This is a genomic window from Entomohabitans teleogrylli (assembly GCF_001484765.1).
In the GTDB taxonomy this organism is placed as follows: domain Bacteria; phylum Pseudomonadota; class Gammaproteobacteria; order Enterobacterales; family Enterobacteriaceae; genus Entomohabitans; species Entomohabitans teleogrylli.
On the sequence record NZ_LLXO01000007.1, the window covers coordinates 296,045 to 311,211 of the forward strand.

Sequence of the window (15,167 nt, forward strand, 5' to 3'; positions counted from 1 at the left end):
TCTTCGGTTTTTGAATCGTTGAGATGAACATAACGCCCGCAGCCAGGTCTGGACCGTCAGGACTGGAGTTTGACTAATACAGGAATACTATGAGTCTGAATTTCCTTGATTTTGAACAGCCGATTGCAGAGCTGGAAGCGAAAATCGATTCCCTGACCGCCGTCAGCCGTCAGGATGAAAAACTCGATATCAACATTGACGAAGAGGTACATCGTCTGCGCGAGAAAAGCGTCGAGCTTACCCGCAAAATCTTCGCCGACCTCGGGGCATGGCAGATAGCCCAACTGGCGCGTCACCCCCAACGTCCCTATACCTTTGATTATGTCCGCCTGGCGTTCGACGATTTCGATGAGCTGGCGGGAGACCGCGCCTATGCAGACGATAAAGCGATTGTCGGCGGCGTGGCGCGTCTGGACGGGCGCCCGGTGATGGTCATTGGCCATCAGAAAGGCCGCGAAACCCGGGAAAAGATTCGTCGTAACTTCGGTATGCCGGCCCCGGAAGGGTATCGTAAAGCGCTGCGTCTGATGCAGATGGCCGAGCGTTTTAAGATGCCGATTATTACCTTTATCGATACGCCAGGGGCCTATCCGGGCGTCGGGGCGGAAGAGCGCGGTCAGTCTGAAGCTATCGCCCGTAATCTGCGCGAAATGTCCCGCCTGGGTGTGCCGGTGGTATGCACCGTTATCGGTGAAGGCGGTTCCGGCGGCGCGCTGGCGATCGGTGTCGGCGATAAAGTTAACATGCTGCAGTACAGCACCTATTCGGTTATTTCGCCGGAGGGCTGCGCTTCTATTCTGTGGAAAAGCGCCGATAAAGCGCCGCTGGCGGCGGAAGCGATGGGCATTACCGCGCCGCGCCTGAAAGAGCTGAAGCTGATTGATAGCGTGATCCCGGAACCGCTGGGCGGCGCGCATCGTCACCCGGAAGAGATGGCGGCATCCCTGAAGGCGCAACTGCTGGCGGATCTGGCGGATCTGGACCTGTTGAGCCAGGAAGAACTGCTCGATCGCCGCTACCAGCGCCTGATGAACTACGGTTACGCCTGATTCATTCTGCCGTATAAATTTTACAGGGCCGGTTTTTACCGGCCTTTTCTTTTGTGGATTTTCCGTGGCAGGCATTACCCGCTGTCCTGAAACCCTGGCGAATTTGGTCAGCTATGCTTAACGGGAGAGAATGTCAGGGAGGTAAGTTGTGAATATCATTGCCACCATGGGCCCGCACGGCGTGTTTTATAAAGATGAGCCCATCAGGGAGTTGCACGATGCGCTGCAGCAACAGGGGTTTCAGCTAATTTACCCGCAAAACCGCACCGATTTGATCAAACTGATTGAGCATAACCCGCGCATTTGCGGCGTGGTGTTTGACTGGGATGAATATACCCTCGATCTGTGTAGTGAGATTAACCAGCTCAACGAATATCTGCCGCTTTACGCTTTTATCAACACCCACTCCACGATGGACGTCAGCGCCAATGAAATGCGCATGGCGCTATGGTTTTTTGAATACGCGCTGGGTATTTCCCAGGAGATAGCCACCCGTATCAGCCAGTACACCCGCGAGTATCTGGATAATATTATTCCGCCTTTCACGAAGGCGCTGTTTACTTACGTGAAAGAGGGTAAATACACTTTTTGCACACCTGGACATATGGGCGGCACGGCGTATCAGAAAAGTCCCGTAGGCTGCCTGTTTTATGATTTCTTCGGCGGCAATACCCTGAAGGCGGATGTATCAATATCGGTGACGGAGCTGGGATCGCTGCTCGATCACACCGGTCCGCATCTGGAGGCGGAAGAGTATATCGCCCGTACCTTCGGCGCCGAACAGAGCTATATGGTGACCAACGGCACCTCGACATCGAACAAAATCGTCGGTATGTACGCGGCGCCGGCCGGCAGTACCGTGCTGGTGGATCGTAACTGCCATAAATCGCTGACCCATTTACTGATGATGAGCGATCTGATCCCGCTGTGGCTGAAGCCGACCCGCAATGCGCTGGGGATTCTGGGCGGTATCCCGAAACATGAGTTTGGGCGCCAGGCAATCGCCGATAAAGTGGCCGCCACACCGCGCGCCAGTTGGCCGGTACATGCGGTAATCACCAACTCCACTTATGACGGATTGCTGTACAACACCGGGTGGATCAAACAGACACTGGACGTGCCGTCGATCCATTTTGACTCAGCCTGGGTGCCGTATACCAATTTCCACCCCATCTACCAGGGGAAAAGCGGGATGAGCGGCGAACGCATTCCCGGCAAGGTTATTTATGAAACGCAGTCCACTCACAAGATGCTGGCGGCCCTCTCCCAGGCGTCGCTCATCCATATTAAAGGCGACTACGATGAAGACGCGTTTAATGAAGCTTATATGATGCATACCAGCACTTCGCCGAGCTACCCGCTGGTAGCATCGATCGAAATCGCGGCCGCTATGCTGCATGGCAATGCCGGTAAGCGCCTGATTAATCGTTCCGTCGAACGGGCGCAGCACTTCCGCAAAGAGGTTCAACGGCTGCGGGATGAAAGCGACGGTTGGTTTTTCGATATCTGGCAGCCTGAAGATATTGAAGAAGCTGACTGCTGGCCGGTAACGCCGGGGGAAGCGTGGCATGGCTTTGTCGATCCGGATACCGATCATATGTTCCTCGACCCGGTAAAAGTCACGATTCTGACGCCGGGCATGGATCAACATGGCAGCATGAGCGACGAGGGGATCCCGGCATCGCTGGTGGCAAAATTCCTCGACGAGCGCGGGATTGTGGTGGAAAAAACCGGTCCTTATAACCTGTTGTTTCTGTTCAGTATCGGTATCGATAAAACCCGGGCGCTCAGTGTGCTGCGTGGGTTGACGGAATTCAAGCGCGCTTATGATCTGAATTTACGGGTCAGGAATGTGCTGCCGGATCTGTACGCTGAGGATCCTGATTTCTACCGCAATATGCGCATTCAGACTCTGGCGCAGGGGATCCACCAGTTAATCCGCCAGCATAATTTTGCGGATCTGATGCTCAGGGCGTTTGATGTTTTGCCGGAAATGAAGATGACGCCGCATCAGATGTATCAGCAGCAGGTGAAAGGCAATGTTGAAACGGTAGAGATATCGCAGCTGATTGGGCGGGTATCTGCGAGTATGATCCTGCCTTACCCGCCGGGGGTGCCGCTGGTTATGCCCGGGGAGATGATCACCGAAGAGAGCCGGGCAGTGCTCGATTTTCTGCTGATGCTGTGCGACGTCGGGGAGCACTACCCCGGGTTTGAAACCGACATTCATGGCGCTAAGCTGGGTGAGGACGGCGTATACCGGGTACGGGTACTGAAACAGAACTGATGCATCCCGCAGGCTGAAACGCTAACATGCCGGGAGCTACGGGGGAGATTATGCTCGGATTACAACAGGTTCACCATATCGCCATTATTGCCAGCGATTACGCGCGCAGTAAGGCGTTCTATTGCGATGTGCTCGGTTTTTCTTTAATCAATGAAGTGTACCGCGAAGCCCGGGATTCCTGGAAAGGAGACCTGGCGCTGAACGGCCAGTACGTCATTGAGTTGTTCTCTTTTCCCTCGCCGCCGCCGCGGCCCAGCCGCCCGGAGTCCTGTGGTTTGCGTCATCTGGCGTTCAGCGTGGCGGATGTCGACCGTGCGGTACAGCACCTGGAAAGCTGCGGCGTACCGTGTGAGGCCGTGCGCGTCGACCCGATTACCGGCAGGCGCTTCACCTTTTTTGCCGACCCGGACGGTTTGCCGCTGGAACTGTATGAACACGAGTTCGGATCGGCGCTGAAAATACGGTGACTATGATTCCCGGGCATTTGCAGCATTATCGGCACTGGCTGGTGGCCTTTAGCGGTGGGCTGGATTCCACCGTGTTGCTCCACCAGTTAACGCTGTTGCGCGCCGCACAGCCGCAGATATCTCTGCGCGCGGCGCATATACACCACGGTATCAGCCGCTTTGCCGACGACTGGGCAGCCCATTGTCAGGCACTGTGTCAGGCGTGGCGGGTGCCGCTGGAGGTCATTCGGGTACAGTTGCAGGAGGACGGCCAGGGGATTGAGGCGCAGGCCAGGGCAGCGCGCTATGCGGCGCTGAAGCGCGCGCTGCGGCCCGGAGAGGTACTGGCGACCGCACAGCACCTCGACGATCAGTGCGAAACACTGCTGCTGGCGCTTAAGCGCGGCAGTGGTCCTGCCGGGCTGGCTGCGATGCCGGAACGTCTGGCGTTTGCCGGTAGTGAACTGGTGCGTCCGTTGCTGTCCTGTTCCCGTGCGGAGCTGGAGCGTTGGGCCGATGAACACCAGCTAATCTGGGTCGATGACGATAGCAATGACGATGATGGCTATGATCGTAATTTTTTGCGTTTGCGGGTTCTGCCGGCGTTAATCCGGCGCTGGCCCCATTTCCCGCAGGCGGCGGCGCGTAGTGCCCGGCTGTGCGGTGAACAGGAGCAACTGCTTGATGAGCTGCTGGCTGAGCAACTGGCGGCGCTGATTAAGCCGCAGGGGCAACTGCTGATCGACCCCTTGCAGGCAATGAGCGAGGCGCGTCGCGCTGCGCTGTTGCGCCGCTGGTTTGCCTGGCACCGGGCGGTAATGCCTTCCCGGGCGGCGCTGCAGCGGCTGTGGGATGAAGTGGCTTGCAGCAAAGCGGATGCCGCGCCGCGTCTGCGTTTTGGCGCGTTCGAGGTGCGACGCTATCAGCAGGCGCTATGGTGGGTGAAAACCATCACCGGCCAGCGGGAGACCGTTATTGACTGGCCGGATACCCACAAACCTCTGCCACTGCCAGCCGGGCTGGGATGGTTACGCCGCCATGAGGGCGGAATGCCGGTGCGCGTTCCCCGTGCTGATGAACCGGTTTCGGTAAGGTTTCAGGTTGCCGGGCATCTGCATATTGTGGGAAGAGAGCGGGGAAGGACATTAAAAAAATTGTGGCAGGAGTTGGGAATTCCCCCCTGGCAGCGAGATACCACGCCACTACTGTTTTACGGTGAGCAATTGATTGCCGCCTGCGGCGTCTTTGTTACCCGTGAAGGTGAAGCTAATCCACAAACATGCTGGCATATAGACTGGCAGAAGGAGAGTGAGCAATGTTAAAGAAGGTGCTGGCTGGCGCGTTGTTGATAAGCTGGGCGCCGTTTGTGCTGGCGAAAGGCGATGCGCAGGCGGGAGAGAAGAAAGCGATGATGTGTGTGGCCTGTCATGGCGCCACCGGTAAATCTTCGGTTCCGCTGTACCCGACGCTGGCGGGCCAAAGCCAGGAGTATCTGGCGACCTCGCTGCACGCTTACAAAAAAGGCGAGCGCAGCGGCGGGCAGGCGGAAATCATGAAAGCCTATGTCAGCGGTCTGTCGGATGAGGATATTGAAAATCTGGCGGCCTATTACGCCGCGCAGAAACCATAAACAAAACGGGCGGCTCAGCGGCCGCCCGTTTTTAAGTTAGCTTATCTTCAGGATTCACTGACTACGACGGTGCCAATTTCCGGGTGGCTGAAGCTGGCAATCTTATCAAGACGCACTTCCCGTTCGCTGCCTGCGTCGTCAACGATCAGGTATTCAACGTTTTTCCGCGTCACCAGGTCATGCGCCTTCGCCCGTAATACCTCGCCGCTTTTCAACTCCAGCGTCAGTAACAGTTGATGCTGGCAGGCGAGTTCCAGATTGTCATAATCATCACAATTGATGGGTTGATAGGCATCATTCATTGACATAATCGCTCACCAGTAAGTTCGCGGCGGCAAATGCCGCCTGTTCCCTGATTGACTCCGAAAGTGCTTCGTCAGAGGCTATTTCATTCAGAACCTTTAATACGCAGCCTAATGCATCCGGGATATAGCCCAGATCGCCGCTGGCTATCTCACTATACCGCTGGCGTATTAACTCACAATATTTTTCCACATGCCCTCCTGTCAGTGCTTCAACAGCAGACTTTATCGTGGGTCGCCTGTTAAGCCTACGAAGATAAACTCTGTTTAGCAAGGTGACTATACCACACTCATTTAAGCGTTATTAGCTGCTGGCAATGCACATTTTCAGCGGGATCCGCCGGGATAAGCGCGCGGGGCGGACGGCTTTTCGCTACAATAGGCCCTATTCACGCCGTGGGGGAGTTATGGCATTAAAAGCAACCATTTATAAAGCGTCGGTGAACGTGGCCGATCTGGACAGAAACCAGTTTCTGGACAGCCAGCTTACGCTGGCGCGTCATCCGTCGGAAACCCAGGAGCGCATGATGCTGCGTTTGCTGGCGTGGATAAAATATGCCGATCAACGGCTGCAGTTTACCCGAGGTTTATGCGCCGACGACGAACCGGAAATCTGGTTGCGTAATGATCATCTGGGCGTGGACCTGTGGATCGAACTGGGCCTTCCCGAAGAGCGTCGATTGAAAAAAGCCTGCAGTCTGGCGACAGAGGTGGTGTTATTCACCTATAACCAGCGGGCGGCCCAGGTCTGGTGGCAGCAACATCAGGAAAAGTTGCGCCAGTACGCTAACCTGACTGTCTGGTATCTGGACGATCGGCAACTGGCGGCACTCAGTCAACTGGCGGCGCGTAATATGACGCTACAGGCCACGCTTCAGGAAGGCATTATCTGGCTGTCTGACGGGCAGAATAATCTGGAAATTCACTTTGAACCCTGGCAACCGGCGCAATGATTGCTCTGTCGCATACGGTGTCGATCCCCGATGATGAGCTGACAATTACGGCCATTCGCGCTCAGGGGGCCGGGGGGCAGCATGTCAATAAAGCCTCGACGGCGATACACCTGCGCTTTGACATCCGGGCATCGAGCCTGCCAGAGTGTTATAAGATGCGCCTGCTGGCTGCCAGCCACCATTTGATCAGCCCTGAAGGGATTATCATTATAAAGGCGCAGGAATACCGTAGCCAGGAGATGAATCGCGAGGCGGCGGTGGCGCGATTCGTTGCGCTAATTCGGGAACTTACTGCGCCGCAGAAGCGTCGAAAGGCTACTCGCCCGACGCGAGCCTCAAAAGAACGGCGTCTGAACGCTAAAGCGCAGAAGTCGACGACGAAAGCGCTGCGCGGCAAGGTACGCCGCATCGTGGAATAGACAGAACCAGAGAAGGGAGACACGGTGAAAAAAATTATTTTATCAGTGATGGCAGCGGTTGGGCTGTTCACCCTGATTGGCTGTAATAATCATTCTGAATCGCAGATTGTTGCACCTGCTGAACTGGCCGAATTTAAGCCGATGCAGCAAAGTTTTCGCGGCGTGTTGCCGTGTGCGGATTGTGGCGGGGTGGATACCTCTTTGTTTTTGGCTAAAGATGGCACCTGGGTGATGAAAGAGCGTTATCAGGGCAAAGCGGCCGATGCGGTGTTTTCATCCTGGGGAACCTGGGCCAGAACCGCCAATAAACTGGTGCTGACACAAAGTAACGGCGAAAAGCGTTACTTCCACCCGGAAGGTGAAGGGTTGGAAATGTTGGATCGGGACGGCAATCCAATTCAGTCGGCGTTGAACTACCGGCTTCAGCCGACCAAAGATGCGCTGCCCACCACGCCGATGGCGATGAAAGGCATGTATAAATACATGGCGGACGCGGCGATTTTTACCGACTGTGCCACGGGGCGCACCTTTGGGGTGGACGGAAACCCTCAGCTTGAGCGGGATTACATAGCGGCGCGCGGTACAGAGATGCGTCCGGTGCTGTTGATTGTTCAGGCGCATTTTACCCTGCGGGCGAACCCGGACAGCGGCGAGATGCGGAAAACGATCGTCGCTGATAGTCGCGGCCAGTTCCAGCCGGGTAAAGACTGTGATTAACCGGCGGCTCAGCGCGCCGGCTGAGCCGCGGTCGCGATGTTGAGATACAAGCCTTTCTTCAGATGGCCGACATAACTGAGCGGATACTGTGGCGCAAATGTCGCCACATCCCCTTCGCGCATATGCAGCAGGTCCGCCGGGCTCAGCCAGTTAGTTTTGGCCCGGGTAAGGGGAATACCGGCGAATTCGTAAGCGGCGCTGACGAATTGCGAGCAAAAGTAACTGTCTGATGCGCCCGAATGACTGAGTTGCGCATCCGCCAGCCCGGAAACGCACTGCTGGCGAAAGTCCCGGGAAAATGGGTTCAGGTTGCATATCTGTTTTGTCACCATAAATGGCACCATTTCCAGTATCCCGCTGTAATTGTATTTCCTGCCTTCCCGGGCGTGGGCGAACTGTTTAATCTGCTCCGCCGCCTCCGGGGTCATTGCCGGCACCCGTAAAGCGAACAGCTTATCGCTATGCTCCTCTACCTCTGCCAGCGGTAGAATTTGCACGCCGGAACCGACGGCTTCGGCGACTTGCCCGTCGCCAAGGTAGATGGCGACGTGGCTGACTGAGGTGGCGCTGAATAAACGAATGCCCAGCGAGGAGAGGGCGATACTCGAAGAGAACAGCAGGTCACCCGCTTGCAACTGATCGGCTCGGATCCTGGTCAAAGACGATGGCGTTGCGGAACTGAGTTGTTGAAGCCGGATACCCGCGGATGTCTGGTCGGAAGACGAGGTGGCAATATCCAGCGTGCAGCCGGATAACGCAGCGCTGAGCAGGACAGCGACAGGCAGGTATTTCATATTGACATTCCTTTGTCAGGGGATAAAGAAACGCCCTGCCGTGGCAGGGCGTTCTCAGATTAACGCATTATCCCTTAATGCGGGAGACCAGGAAGTCGATAATTTCTCCGGTTTTGATTAGCTGCTTATCGCCTTCGCGGCGATATTTATATTCGATATCGTCGCTGTCGAGGTTGCGGTCGCCAATCACCACGGTATGCGGAATGCCGATCAGTTCCATATCAGCAAACATGACGCCCGGGCGCTCTTTACGATCGTCCATCAACACCTCAATCCCATGGCCCCGCAGCTCGCTGTAAAGTTTTTCCGCAACTTCCTGAACGCGGAAGGATTTATGCATATTCATCGGCAGAATTGCTACCTGGAACGGTGCAATAGCATCCGGCCAGACAATACCGCGCTCGTCATGATTCTGCTCAATGGCGGCTGCAACCACGCGGGTGACGCCGATACCGTAACAACCCATCGTCAGTACCTGGTTACGGCCATCCTCGCCCTGAACGGTGGCTTTCATGGCATCGGAATATTTGCTGCCCAACTGGAAGATGTGGCCCACTTCGATACCACGTTTGATCTGCAGAGTGCCTTTACCGTCCGGGCTGGGATCGCCTTCCACGACATTACGAATATCGGCGACTTCCGGCACAGCGACATCGCGCTCCCAGTTGATACCGAAGAAGTGTTTATCATCCATGTTGGCGCCAGCAGCGAAATCGCTCATCGCCGCCACGCTGCGGTCGATAACCACCGGCACCGGCATGTTCACCGGACCCAGAGAACCCGGACCAGCATTAACCACGGCGCGGATCTCCGCTTCGGTCGCAAAGGTCAGCGGCGCGGCGACCTGAGGCAGTTTTTCCGCTTTCACTTCATTGAGTTCGTGATCGCCGCGCACCAGTAAGGCAACCAGCGGCAAAGCGCTGCCTTCAACTGCTTTAACCAATAGGGTTTTAACGGTTTTCTCTACTGGCAGATTGAACTGTTCAACCAGTTCGGCGATGGTTTTGGCATTCGGGGTATCGACTACACGCATCTCCTGGGTGGGTGCGCCGCGACCGTGAGCCGGCGCGACGGCTTCCGCCATCTCAATGTTGGCCGCATAATCAGATTCGGTCGAGAAGATGATATCGTCTTCACCGCTTTGCGCCAGCACCTGGAATTCATGAGACGCGCTACCGCCGATGGAGCCAGTGTCTGCCTGGACTGCGCGGAAATCGAGGCCCATACGGGTGAAAATAGCGCTGTAGGCTTTGTACATCGCGTCGTAGGTTTCCTGCAGCGACTCCTGAGACGTATGGAAAGAGTAGGCGTCTTTCATCAGGAACTCGCGCGAGCGCATCACGCCAAAGCGTGGGCGTACTTCGTCACGGAATTTGGTCTGAATCTGGAAGAAGTTCAGCGGCAACTGCTTATAGGAACTCAGTTCGTTACGGATCAGATCGGTAATCACTTCTTCATGAGTCGGACCCAGGACAAACGGACGTTCGCCGCGATCGACAAAGCGCAGCAACTCCGGACCATATTGCTCCCAGCGACCGCTCTCCTGCCATAAATCGGCTGGCTGAACCACCGGCATAGACACCTCAATCGCACCGGCGTTGTTCATCTCTTCACGCACGATATTTTCGACTTTTTTCAGGACGCGCAGACCGGTCGGCAGCCAGGTGTATAACCCGGAGGCCAGCTTGCGAATCATCCCGGCGCGCAGCATCAACTGATGGCTGATCACTTCCGCGTCGGCAGGCGTCTCCTTGAGGGTGGAGAGCAGATATTGGCTAGTACGCATGTTGTTACGGTTCCATTTGAACGATCGGGAGCAGGCTCAGGACAGCCTGACACAAAAAAGTGGTTTAGTTTACCAGTGTGGCAGAAATGCCAAAAGAGAAGGAATGAATTTAACGTGCCTCAAGGGCAAACACTTGCGCGCCCTGTTCGGTGACGCGCCAGCGGACATTGAAATCAAGCAGATGCGCCGCGTAGTCTTTACCGGATGTTTCGCCCTTCCGGTAGGCCGGTCGCGGATCCTGAGCCAGAACTTCGCTGATAAAGCGCGCCAGATGCGGGTAGCGCTTTTCCAGCGTTATTATCTGGTGCGCAACCTCCGGGGTAAAGGTTACCGGCATGGCGGCCTCCGGGGCCAGCTGTGCGTAGCCGGCGCGCGCCTGTGGGAGGGCTTCGGCAAAAGGCAGATAAGGTTTGATATCCACCACGGGGGTACCATCAACTAAGTCGAGACTTCCCAGACGCAGGATAACGCTATCTTTCTGGCAGTCGATGCCGCGGAGTTCAACCAGCGACATGCCGATTGGGTTTGGGCGAAAGGTCGAACGGGTGGCGAACACGCCGATGCGGGCATTGCCGCCCAGTCGGGGCGGCCGTACCGTTGGACGCCAGCCGCCTTTCGCGGTCTGGTGGAAAATGAACAGTAGCCACAGATGGCTGAACTCTTCCAGACCACGCACTGCTTGCGGTTGATTATAAGGTGCGATGAGATGCAGTTCGCCGCCTCCGTCTTTTACCAGGCCAGGCTGGCGCGGTACGGCAAACTTTTCTTTGTAAGGTGAACGAATAACCCCAATCGGGTTAATGTTCCAGTCCGTCATTTGGCGCTGACTTGCAGTGCTGAGCCCAGACAAACAGCCTGGCGATAGCAGCCGGGAGTACCGCTGGTCACTTCACAGCTGTGCTGAAGTACGGCGTTGGCTTTCATTTTCGCGGCGTTGATCTGCATGCGTTTACGGGCCGTAGGGATATTCGCAGGAGAGTCCTGATTCGTCGCCTGGCAGGATTCTCCGCTGACTTCGCCGAGGTCGCGGAATGGTTTACCGACCAGATCTTCTGCGTTGGTATAGATTCTTACCGGAGTCGCCCGGGGAGCTTTAGGTTTTGCCGGCTCCGCTTTCATTGGGGTTGCCGTGCTTTGAACAGGCTCGACGGGAGATCTGCTTAGCATAGAGCAGCCGCTCAGAACGAGCGCCATTAAACAGATCGGTAAAGCACGCATAATAATTCCTCAAAAGAAAGGGTTGAACGGCCCTTATTGAATCAGTTGATTGTGCAAATAACAAGACGGGCAAACGCCCGTCCTGAATATTTCAGAGCTACCCTTGCTGATCTATTACCAGCCCTTAACGGCTCCGCCCTTAAATATTTCGTTCGCCGCTTTAGCGACTTCATCAGACTGGTACGCTTCAACGAATTTCTTCACGTTGTCGGCGTCTTTGTTATCTTCACGCGCCACAATCAGGTTAACGTACGGCGACTCTTTATCTTCGACAAAGATACCATCGGTTGCGGGTGTTAAGCCGATCTGGCTGGCATAGGTGGTGTTAATGACCGCCAGTGCAATCTGAGCGTCGTCCAGGGAACGCGGTAACTGCGGCGCTTCCAGTTCAACAATCTTCAGGTTTTTCGGGTTTTCGATAACATCCAGCACGGTCGGCTGCAGGCCAACACCGTCTTTCAGCTTGATCAGACCTACTTTCTGCAACAGCAGCAGAGAACGGCCAAGGTTAGTCGGATCATTAGGGATAGCGACCTGAGAGCCTGGCTGTAGTTCATCTAACGATTTGATTTTTTTCGAGTAGCCAGCGATAGGGTAAACAAACGTATTGCCGACCGGCACCAGTTTATAACCACGCTCTTTGATCTGCTGATCCAGGTAAGGCTTGTGCTGGAATGCGTTAACATCAATGTCGCCTTTGCTCAGGGCTTCGTTCGGTAACACATAGTCGTTAAAGGTGACCAGCTCTACATTCAGGCCATATTTTTCCTGAGCGATTTTTTTAGCTACCTCGGCGACCTGCAGTTCCTGACCGACAATGACGCCAACTTTAATGTGGTTAGGATCTTTTTCTTCCTGACCACAGCCAACCAGCGCCAGGGAACCGATAAGTGCGCCTATTGCTGCAAAGGTTTTAAATTTAAAAGCCATATCCCTTCCTTCCTCTGAGAATCAAAAAGATGTTGTGTTATTTATGCGTTACAGCACGCACGATACGATCGCCGCAGAACTGAATCAGATAAACCAGAATCACCAACAATACCAGTACAGTATTCATCACAGTAGCGTTGTAGCCAATGTACCCGTACTGATAGCCTATCTGCCCCAGACCGCCAGCTCCGACTGCACCACCCATAGCAGAATAGCCTACCAGGGTGATGAGTGTGATAGTGGCGGCGTTAACCAAACCCGGTAACGCTTCCGGCAGCAGAATTTTACGAACGATTTGCAGCGGTGTGGCGCCCATAGCCCGGGAGGCTTCGATCAGCCCGGAGGGAATTTCCAGCAGCGCGTTTTCCACCATACGGGCGATAAACGGCGCGGCGCCTACCGTCAGCGGCACGATAGCCGCCTGCAGGCCGATGGAAGTACCGACAACGGCGCGGGTAAAGGGAATCATCCATACCAGCAAGATAATAAAAGGAATCGAACGGAAAATATTTACCAGTGCTGAAATTGTGCGATACAGCTTCTGGTTTTCAACAATTTGCCCGGGGCGGGTAACGTACAGCAGAACGCCGACCGGCAGGCCGAGCACGAAACCGAAAAATCCGGACACGAATGTCATTGCCAGGGTTTCCCAGACGCCGCGCAGCATCAGCATCATCATCGCTTCAGACATAGCCGAGCACCTCCACTTTTACATTATGCTCTTGCAGGTAAGCGATAGCGGCCTGCGTATCGGCGTTGTCGCCATGCATTTCCGTCAGCATGATGCCGAATTTCACACCACCAGCGTAATCCATCTGCGCGCTGATAATATTGTTGTTGACCGTAAAACGCCGCGCGGTCTCAGACAATAGCGGCGCGTCTACCGACTGACCGGTAAATTCCAGACGCAGCAGCGGTACGCTGTCTTTGCCCGGTTCCGGCGACAGGCGCGCAGAATAATCTTCCGGAATGTCCAGATGTAAAGTGGACTGAATAAACTGCTGAGCCAGCGGTGTTTTGGGATAGGAAAATACTTCGCCCACAGTATCCTGCTCAATCAGTTCGCCATTGCTGATGACGGCGACACAATCGCAAATGCGCTTTACCACATCCATTTCGTGCGTGATCAGCAAAATGGTCAGCCCGAGACGGCGGTTGATGTCTTTGAGTAGTTCGAGAATAGAGCGGGTAGTGGCCGGATCCAGCGCGCTGGTGGCTTCATCGCAGAGCAGAACTTTTGGATTGCTGGCCAGGGCGCGGGCGATGGCCACACGTTGCTTCTGGCCCCCCGACAGGTTGGCCGGCCAGGCGTCCTGCTTGTCGCTTAATCCCACCAGGCTCAATAACTCCGTTACCCGGCGTTTAATCTCCTCTTTTGGCGTGTTGTCCAGCTCCAGCGGCAGCGCCACATTACCGAAAACGGTGCGTGAAGAGAGCAGATTAAAGTGCTGGAAGATCATCCCTATCTGGCGACGCGCTCTGGTGAGCTGCGAGTCGGTCATGGATGTCAGCTCCTGGTCGTCAACCAGCACGGTTCCCTGGGTGGGGCGCTCCAGCAGGTTGACGCAGCGAATCAGCGTACTTTTGCCGGCTCCCGAAGCGCCAATCACGCCATAAATTTGCCCGGCGGGAACATGCAGGCTGACATTATTCAGCGCCTGAATCGTTCGGGTCCCCTGCTGGAACACTTTAGTAATATTCGAAAGTTTAATCATCTGGTTATTTATTATCGTATTTTAGAAGGTTAGCCGTGGCATTGGGATGCCGGATACGGACAATGACCGTAAAACTGAATGGATGTTAAGGCATCCAGACGTCTAAATCAATCCGTATATTGGACGCTTTCTCTGGCGGTGAAACGTGCGATACTACGCGCTATTACTTTTCCATGGAGTTTTTCCGGTGGCTAAACCAGTACCTGCAATTTTTCTCGATCGCGACGGCACAATTAATGTCGATCATGGTTATGTTCATGAGATCGACCAGTTTGAATTTATCGATGGCGCGATCGATGCGATGCGTGAACTTAAAGAGATGGGATTTATGCTGGTGCTGGTGACAAATCAGTCAGGCATTGCGCGCGGTATGTTTACTGAGGCGCAATTTGAGCAACTGACTGAATGGATGGACTGGTCGCTCGCCGATCGCGGGGTTGATCTTGATGGTATCTACTATTGTCCGCACCATCCGGAAGGCTCAGTCGCTGAATTCAGCCTGTCATGTGATTGCCGGAAACCTCAACCGGGGATGCTGAATTCGGCGCGGGATTATCTGCATATTGATATGGCAGCCTCTTATATGGTGGGCGATAAGCTGGAAGATATGCAGGCTGCCGCTGCCGCGCAGGTGGGTACTAAAGTACTGGTGCGAACCGGTAAGTCTTTAACAAGTGAGGCGGAATCTGCCGCTGACTGGGTGCTTAATAGCCTCGCCGAATTACCTGCGGCGATTAAAAAGCGTTAAAAAACGGGCGTTGAGTTTAAAAACTAAACGTCCGGCATTTTTTTCAAAATTTGTGCTTGCTATCCCGGACGGTCTCCCTATAATGCGCCTCCATCGACACGGCGCTGAGCATAGCGGCGGGTTGATGTGAGAAAATCCTGAATGTCAGGGTTGACTCTGCAAGAGGAACGCGT

The 15,167-nt window shown here is 54.9% G+C and carries 18 protein-coding genes; 9 read left to right on the forward strand and 9 right to left on the reverse strand.

The genetic code is table 11. The features are described from left to right. Positions 1-89: 89 nt before the first annotated feature. The 5 genes from accA to AQ981_RS14015 all read left to right on the forward strand — a co-directional run bounded on the left by accA (position 90) and on the right by AQ981_RS14015 (position 5,412). Positions 90-1,049, forward strand: coding sequence for an acetyl-CoA carboxylase carboxyl transferase subunit alpha (gene accA / locus AQ981_RS13995; protein WP_058912352.1), 960 nt, complete (start codon positions 90-92; stop codon positions 1,047-1,049). A gap of 148 nt (positions 1,050-1,197) precedes the next feature. Next, complete coding sequence (locus AQ981_RS14000) at positions 1,198-3,336, forward strand: lysine decarboxylase LdcC (RefSeq protein WP_058912353.1); 2,139 nt, start codon at positions 1,198-1,200, stop codon at positions 3,334-3,336. 50 nt (positions 3,337-3,386) lie between these two features. After that, entirely contained in the window at positions 3,387-3,803 is a 417-nt protein-coding gene (locus tag AQ981_RS14005) for a VOC family protein (RefSeq protein ID WP_058912354.1), read from the forward strand. 2 nt (positions 3,804-3,805) lie between these two features. Next, on the forward strand, positions 3,806-5,104 hold the full coding sequence (gene tilS, locus AQ981_RS14010) for a tRNA lysidine(34) synthetase TilS (RefSeq protein ID WP_058912355.1): 1,299 nt from the start codon (positions 3,806-3,808) through the stop codon (positions 5,102-5,104). Beyond that, the gene (locus AQ981_RS14015; RefSeq protein ID WP_058912356.1) at positions 5,098-5,412 is read left to right on the forward strand and encodes a c-type cytochrome; all 315 of its coding nucleotides are present in this window, start codon (positions 5,098-5,100) and stop codon (positions 5,410-5,412) included. The genes tilS and AQ981_RS14015 overlap by 7 nt, the downstream gene beginning before the upstream one ends. A 47-nt stretch (positions 5,413-5,459) precedes the next feature. On the opposite strand, the gene rof is transcribed toward AQ981_RS14015, so the two are convergent. Both rof and AQ981_RS14025 read right to left on the reverse strand, forming a co-directional pair. After that, the gene (rof, locus tag AQ981_RS14020) at positions 5,460-5,720 is read right to left on the reverse strand and encodes a Rho-binding antiterminator (protein WP_058912357.1); all 261 of its coding nucleotides are present in this window, start codon (positions 5,718-5,720) and stop codon (positions 5,460-5,462) included. Beyond that, positions 5,707-5,907, reverse strand: coding sequence for a YaeP family protein (locus tag AQ981_RS14025; protein ID WP_058912358.1), 201 nt, complete (start codon positions 5,905-5,907; stop codon positions 5,707-5,709). The genes rof and AQ981_RS14025 overlap by 14 nt, the downstream gene beginning before the upstream one ends. A 214-nt stretch (positions 5,908-6,121) precedes the next feature. Here AQ981_RS14025 and AQ981_RS14030 point away from each other — a divergent pair, with 214 nt between their 5' ends. From AQ981_RS14030 to nlpE, 3 genes are read left to right on the forward strand one after another with little or no spacing between them, the layout of a single operon-like run. Next, positions 6,122-6,667, forward strand: coding sequence for a YaeQ family protein (locus AQ981_RS14030; protein ID WP_058912359.1), 546 nt, complete (start codon positions 6,122-6,124; stop codon positions 6,665-6,667). Then, the gene (gene arfB, locus AQ981_RS14035; protein ID WP_058912360.1) at positions 6,664-7,086 is read left to right on the forward strand and encodes an alternative ribosome rescue aminoacyl-tRNA hydrolase ArfB; all 423 of its coding nucleotides are present in this window, start codon (positions 6,664-6,666) and stop codon (positions 7,084-7,086) included. Before AQ981_RS14030 ends, arfB begins: the two co-directional genes overlap by 4 nt. 24 nt (positions 7,087-7,110) lie before the next feature. Beyond that, positions 7,111-7,803 (forward strand): envelope stress response activation lipoprotein NlpE, encoded by a 693-nt coding sequence (nlpE, locus tag AQ981_RS14040; RefSeq protein WP_058912361.1) that lies wholly within the window; start codon positions 7,111-7,113, stop codon positions 7,801-7,803. A gap of 8 nt (positions 7,804-7,811) precedes the next feature. Here the strand turns inward: nlpE and AQ981_RS14045 are convergent, their stop codons facing one another. The 7 genes from AQ981_RS14045 to metN all read right to left on the reverse strand — a co-directional run bounded on the left by AQ981_RS14045 (position 7,812) and on the right by metN (position 14,246). Then, complete coding sequence (locus tag AQ981_RS14045; protein WP_058912362.1) at positions 7,812-8,597, reverse strand: YaeF family permuted papain-like enzyme; 786 nt, start codon at positions 8,595-8,597, stop codon at positions 7,812-7,814. 67 nt (positions 8,598-8,664) lie between these two features. Beyond that, positions 8,665-10,383, reverse strand: coding sequence for a proline--tRNA ligase (proS, locus tag AQ981_RS14050; RefSeq protein ID WP_058912363.1), 1,719 nt, complete (start codon positions 10,381-10,383; stop codon positions 8,665-8,667). A 109-nt stretch (positions 10,384-10,492) separates the two neighbouring features. Beyond that, complete coding sequence (gene tsaA / locus AQ981_RS14055) at positions 10,493-11,200, reverse strand: tRNA (N6-threonylcarbamoyladenosine(37)-N6)-methyltransferase TrmO (protein WP_058912364.1); 708 nt, start codon at positions 11,198-11,200, stop codon at positions 10,493-10,495. Further along, a complete protein-coding gene (gene rcsF, locus AQ981_RS14060) occupies positions 11,197-11,601 on the reverse strand; it encodes an Rcs stress response system protein RcsF (protein ID WP_058912365.1) in 405 nt (134 codons plus the stop codon). The genes tsaA and rcsF overlap by 4 nt, the downstream gene beginning before the upstream one ends. A gap of 114 nt (positions 11,602-11,715) precedes the next feature. Further along, positions 11,716-12,531 carry a MetQ/NlpA family lipoprotein gene (locus AQ981_RS14065; protein ID WP_058912366.1) on the reverse strand — a complete coding sequence of 272 codons (816 nt, stop codon included), beginning with the start codon at positions 12,529-12,531 and terminating at the stop codon, positions 11,716-11,718. A 37-nt stretch (positions 12,532-12,568) separates the two neighbouring features. After that, positions 12,569-13,222 carry a methionine ABC transporter permease MetI gene (locus AQ981_RS14070; protein WP_058912367.1) on the reverse strand — a complete coding sequence of 218 codons (654 nt, stop codon included), beginning with the start codon at positions 13,220-13,222 and terminating at the stop codon, positions 12,569-12,571. Beyond that, positions 13,215-14,246, reverse strand: a complete 1,032-nt coding sequence (metN, locus tag AQ981_RS14075) for a methionine ABC transporter ATP-binding protein MetN (RefSeq protein ID WP_058912368.1) — start codon at positions 14,244-14,246, stop codon at positions 13,215-13,217. The genes AQ981_RS14070 and metN overlap by 8 nt, the downstream gene beginning before the upstream one ends. Before the next feature lie 187 nt (positions 14,247-14,433). Between metN and gmhB the strand changes: the two genes are divergently transcribed. Then, on the forward strand, positions 14,434-14,994 hold the full coding sequence (gmhB, locus tag AQ981_RS14080; protein ID WP_058912369.1) for a D-glycero-beta-D-manno-heptose 1,7-bisphosphate 7-phosphatase: 561 nt from the start codon (positions 14,434-14,436) through the stop codon (positions 14,992-14,994). Positions 14,995-15,167 lie beyond the last annotated feature (173 nt).

Bases quoted from the DNA above. Each gene is read 5' to 3' on its own strand.
- accA (WP_058912352.1), top strand. From the start codon at position 90: ATGAGTCTGAATTTCCTTGATTTTGAACAGCCGATTGCAGAGCTGGAA.
- AQ981_RS14005 (WP_058912354.1), top strand. From the start codon at position 3,387: ATGCTCGGATTACAACAGGTTCACCATATCGCCATTATTGCCAGCGAT.
- tilS (WP_058912355.1), top strand. From the start codon at position 3,806: ATGATTCCCGGGCATTTGCAGCATTATCGGCACTGGCTGGTGGCCTTT.
- AQ981_RS14015 (WP_058912356.1), top strand. From the start codon at position 5,098: ATGTTAAAGAAGGTGCTGGCTGGCGCGTTGTTGATAAGCTGGGCGCCG.
- rof (WP_058912357.1), bottom strand. From the start codon at position 5,720: ATGTCAATGAATGATGCCTATCAACCCATCAATTGTGATGATTATGAC.
- AQ981_RS14030 (WP_058912359.1), top strand. From the start codon at position 6,122: ATGGCATTAAAAGCAACCATTTATAAAGCGTCGGTGAACGTGGCCGAT.
- arfB (WP_058912360.1), top strand. From the start codon at position 6,664: ATGATTGCTCTGTCGCATACGGTGTCGATCCCCGATGATGAGCTGACA.
- AQ981_RS14045 (WP_058912362.1), bottom strand. From the start codon at position 8,597: ATGAAATACCTGCCTGTCGCTGTCCTGCTCAGCGCTGCGTTATCCGGC.
- proS (WP_058912363.1), bottom strand. From the start codon at position 10,383: ATGCGTACTAGCCAATATCTGCTCTCCACCCTCAAGGAGACGCCTGCC.
- tsaA (WP_058912364.1), bottom strand. From the start codon at position 11,200: ATGACGGACTGGAACATTAACCCGATTGGGGTTATTCGTTCACCTTAC.
- rcsF (WP_058912365.1), bottom strand. From the start codon at position 11,601: ATGCGTGCTTTACCGATCTGTTTAATGGCGCTCGTTCTGAGCGGCTGC.
- AQ981_RS14065 (WP_058912366.1), bottom strand. From the start codon at position 12,531: ATGGCTTTTAAATTTAAAACCTTTGCAGCAATAGGCGCACTTATCGGT.
- AQ981_RS14070 (WP_058912367.1), bottom strand. From the start codon at position 13,222: ATGTCTGAAGCGATGATGATGCTGATGCTGCGCGGCGTCTGGGAAACC.
- metN (WP_058912368.1), bottom strand. From the start codon at position 14,246: ATGATTAAACTTTCGAATATTACTAAAGTGTTCCAGCAGGGGACCCGA.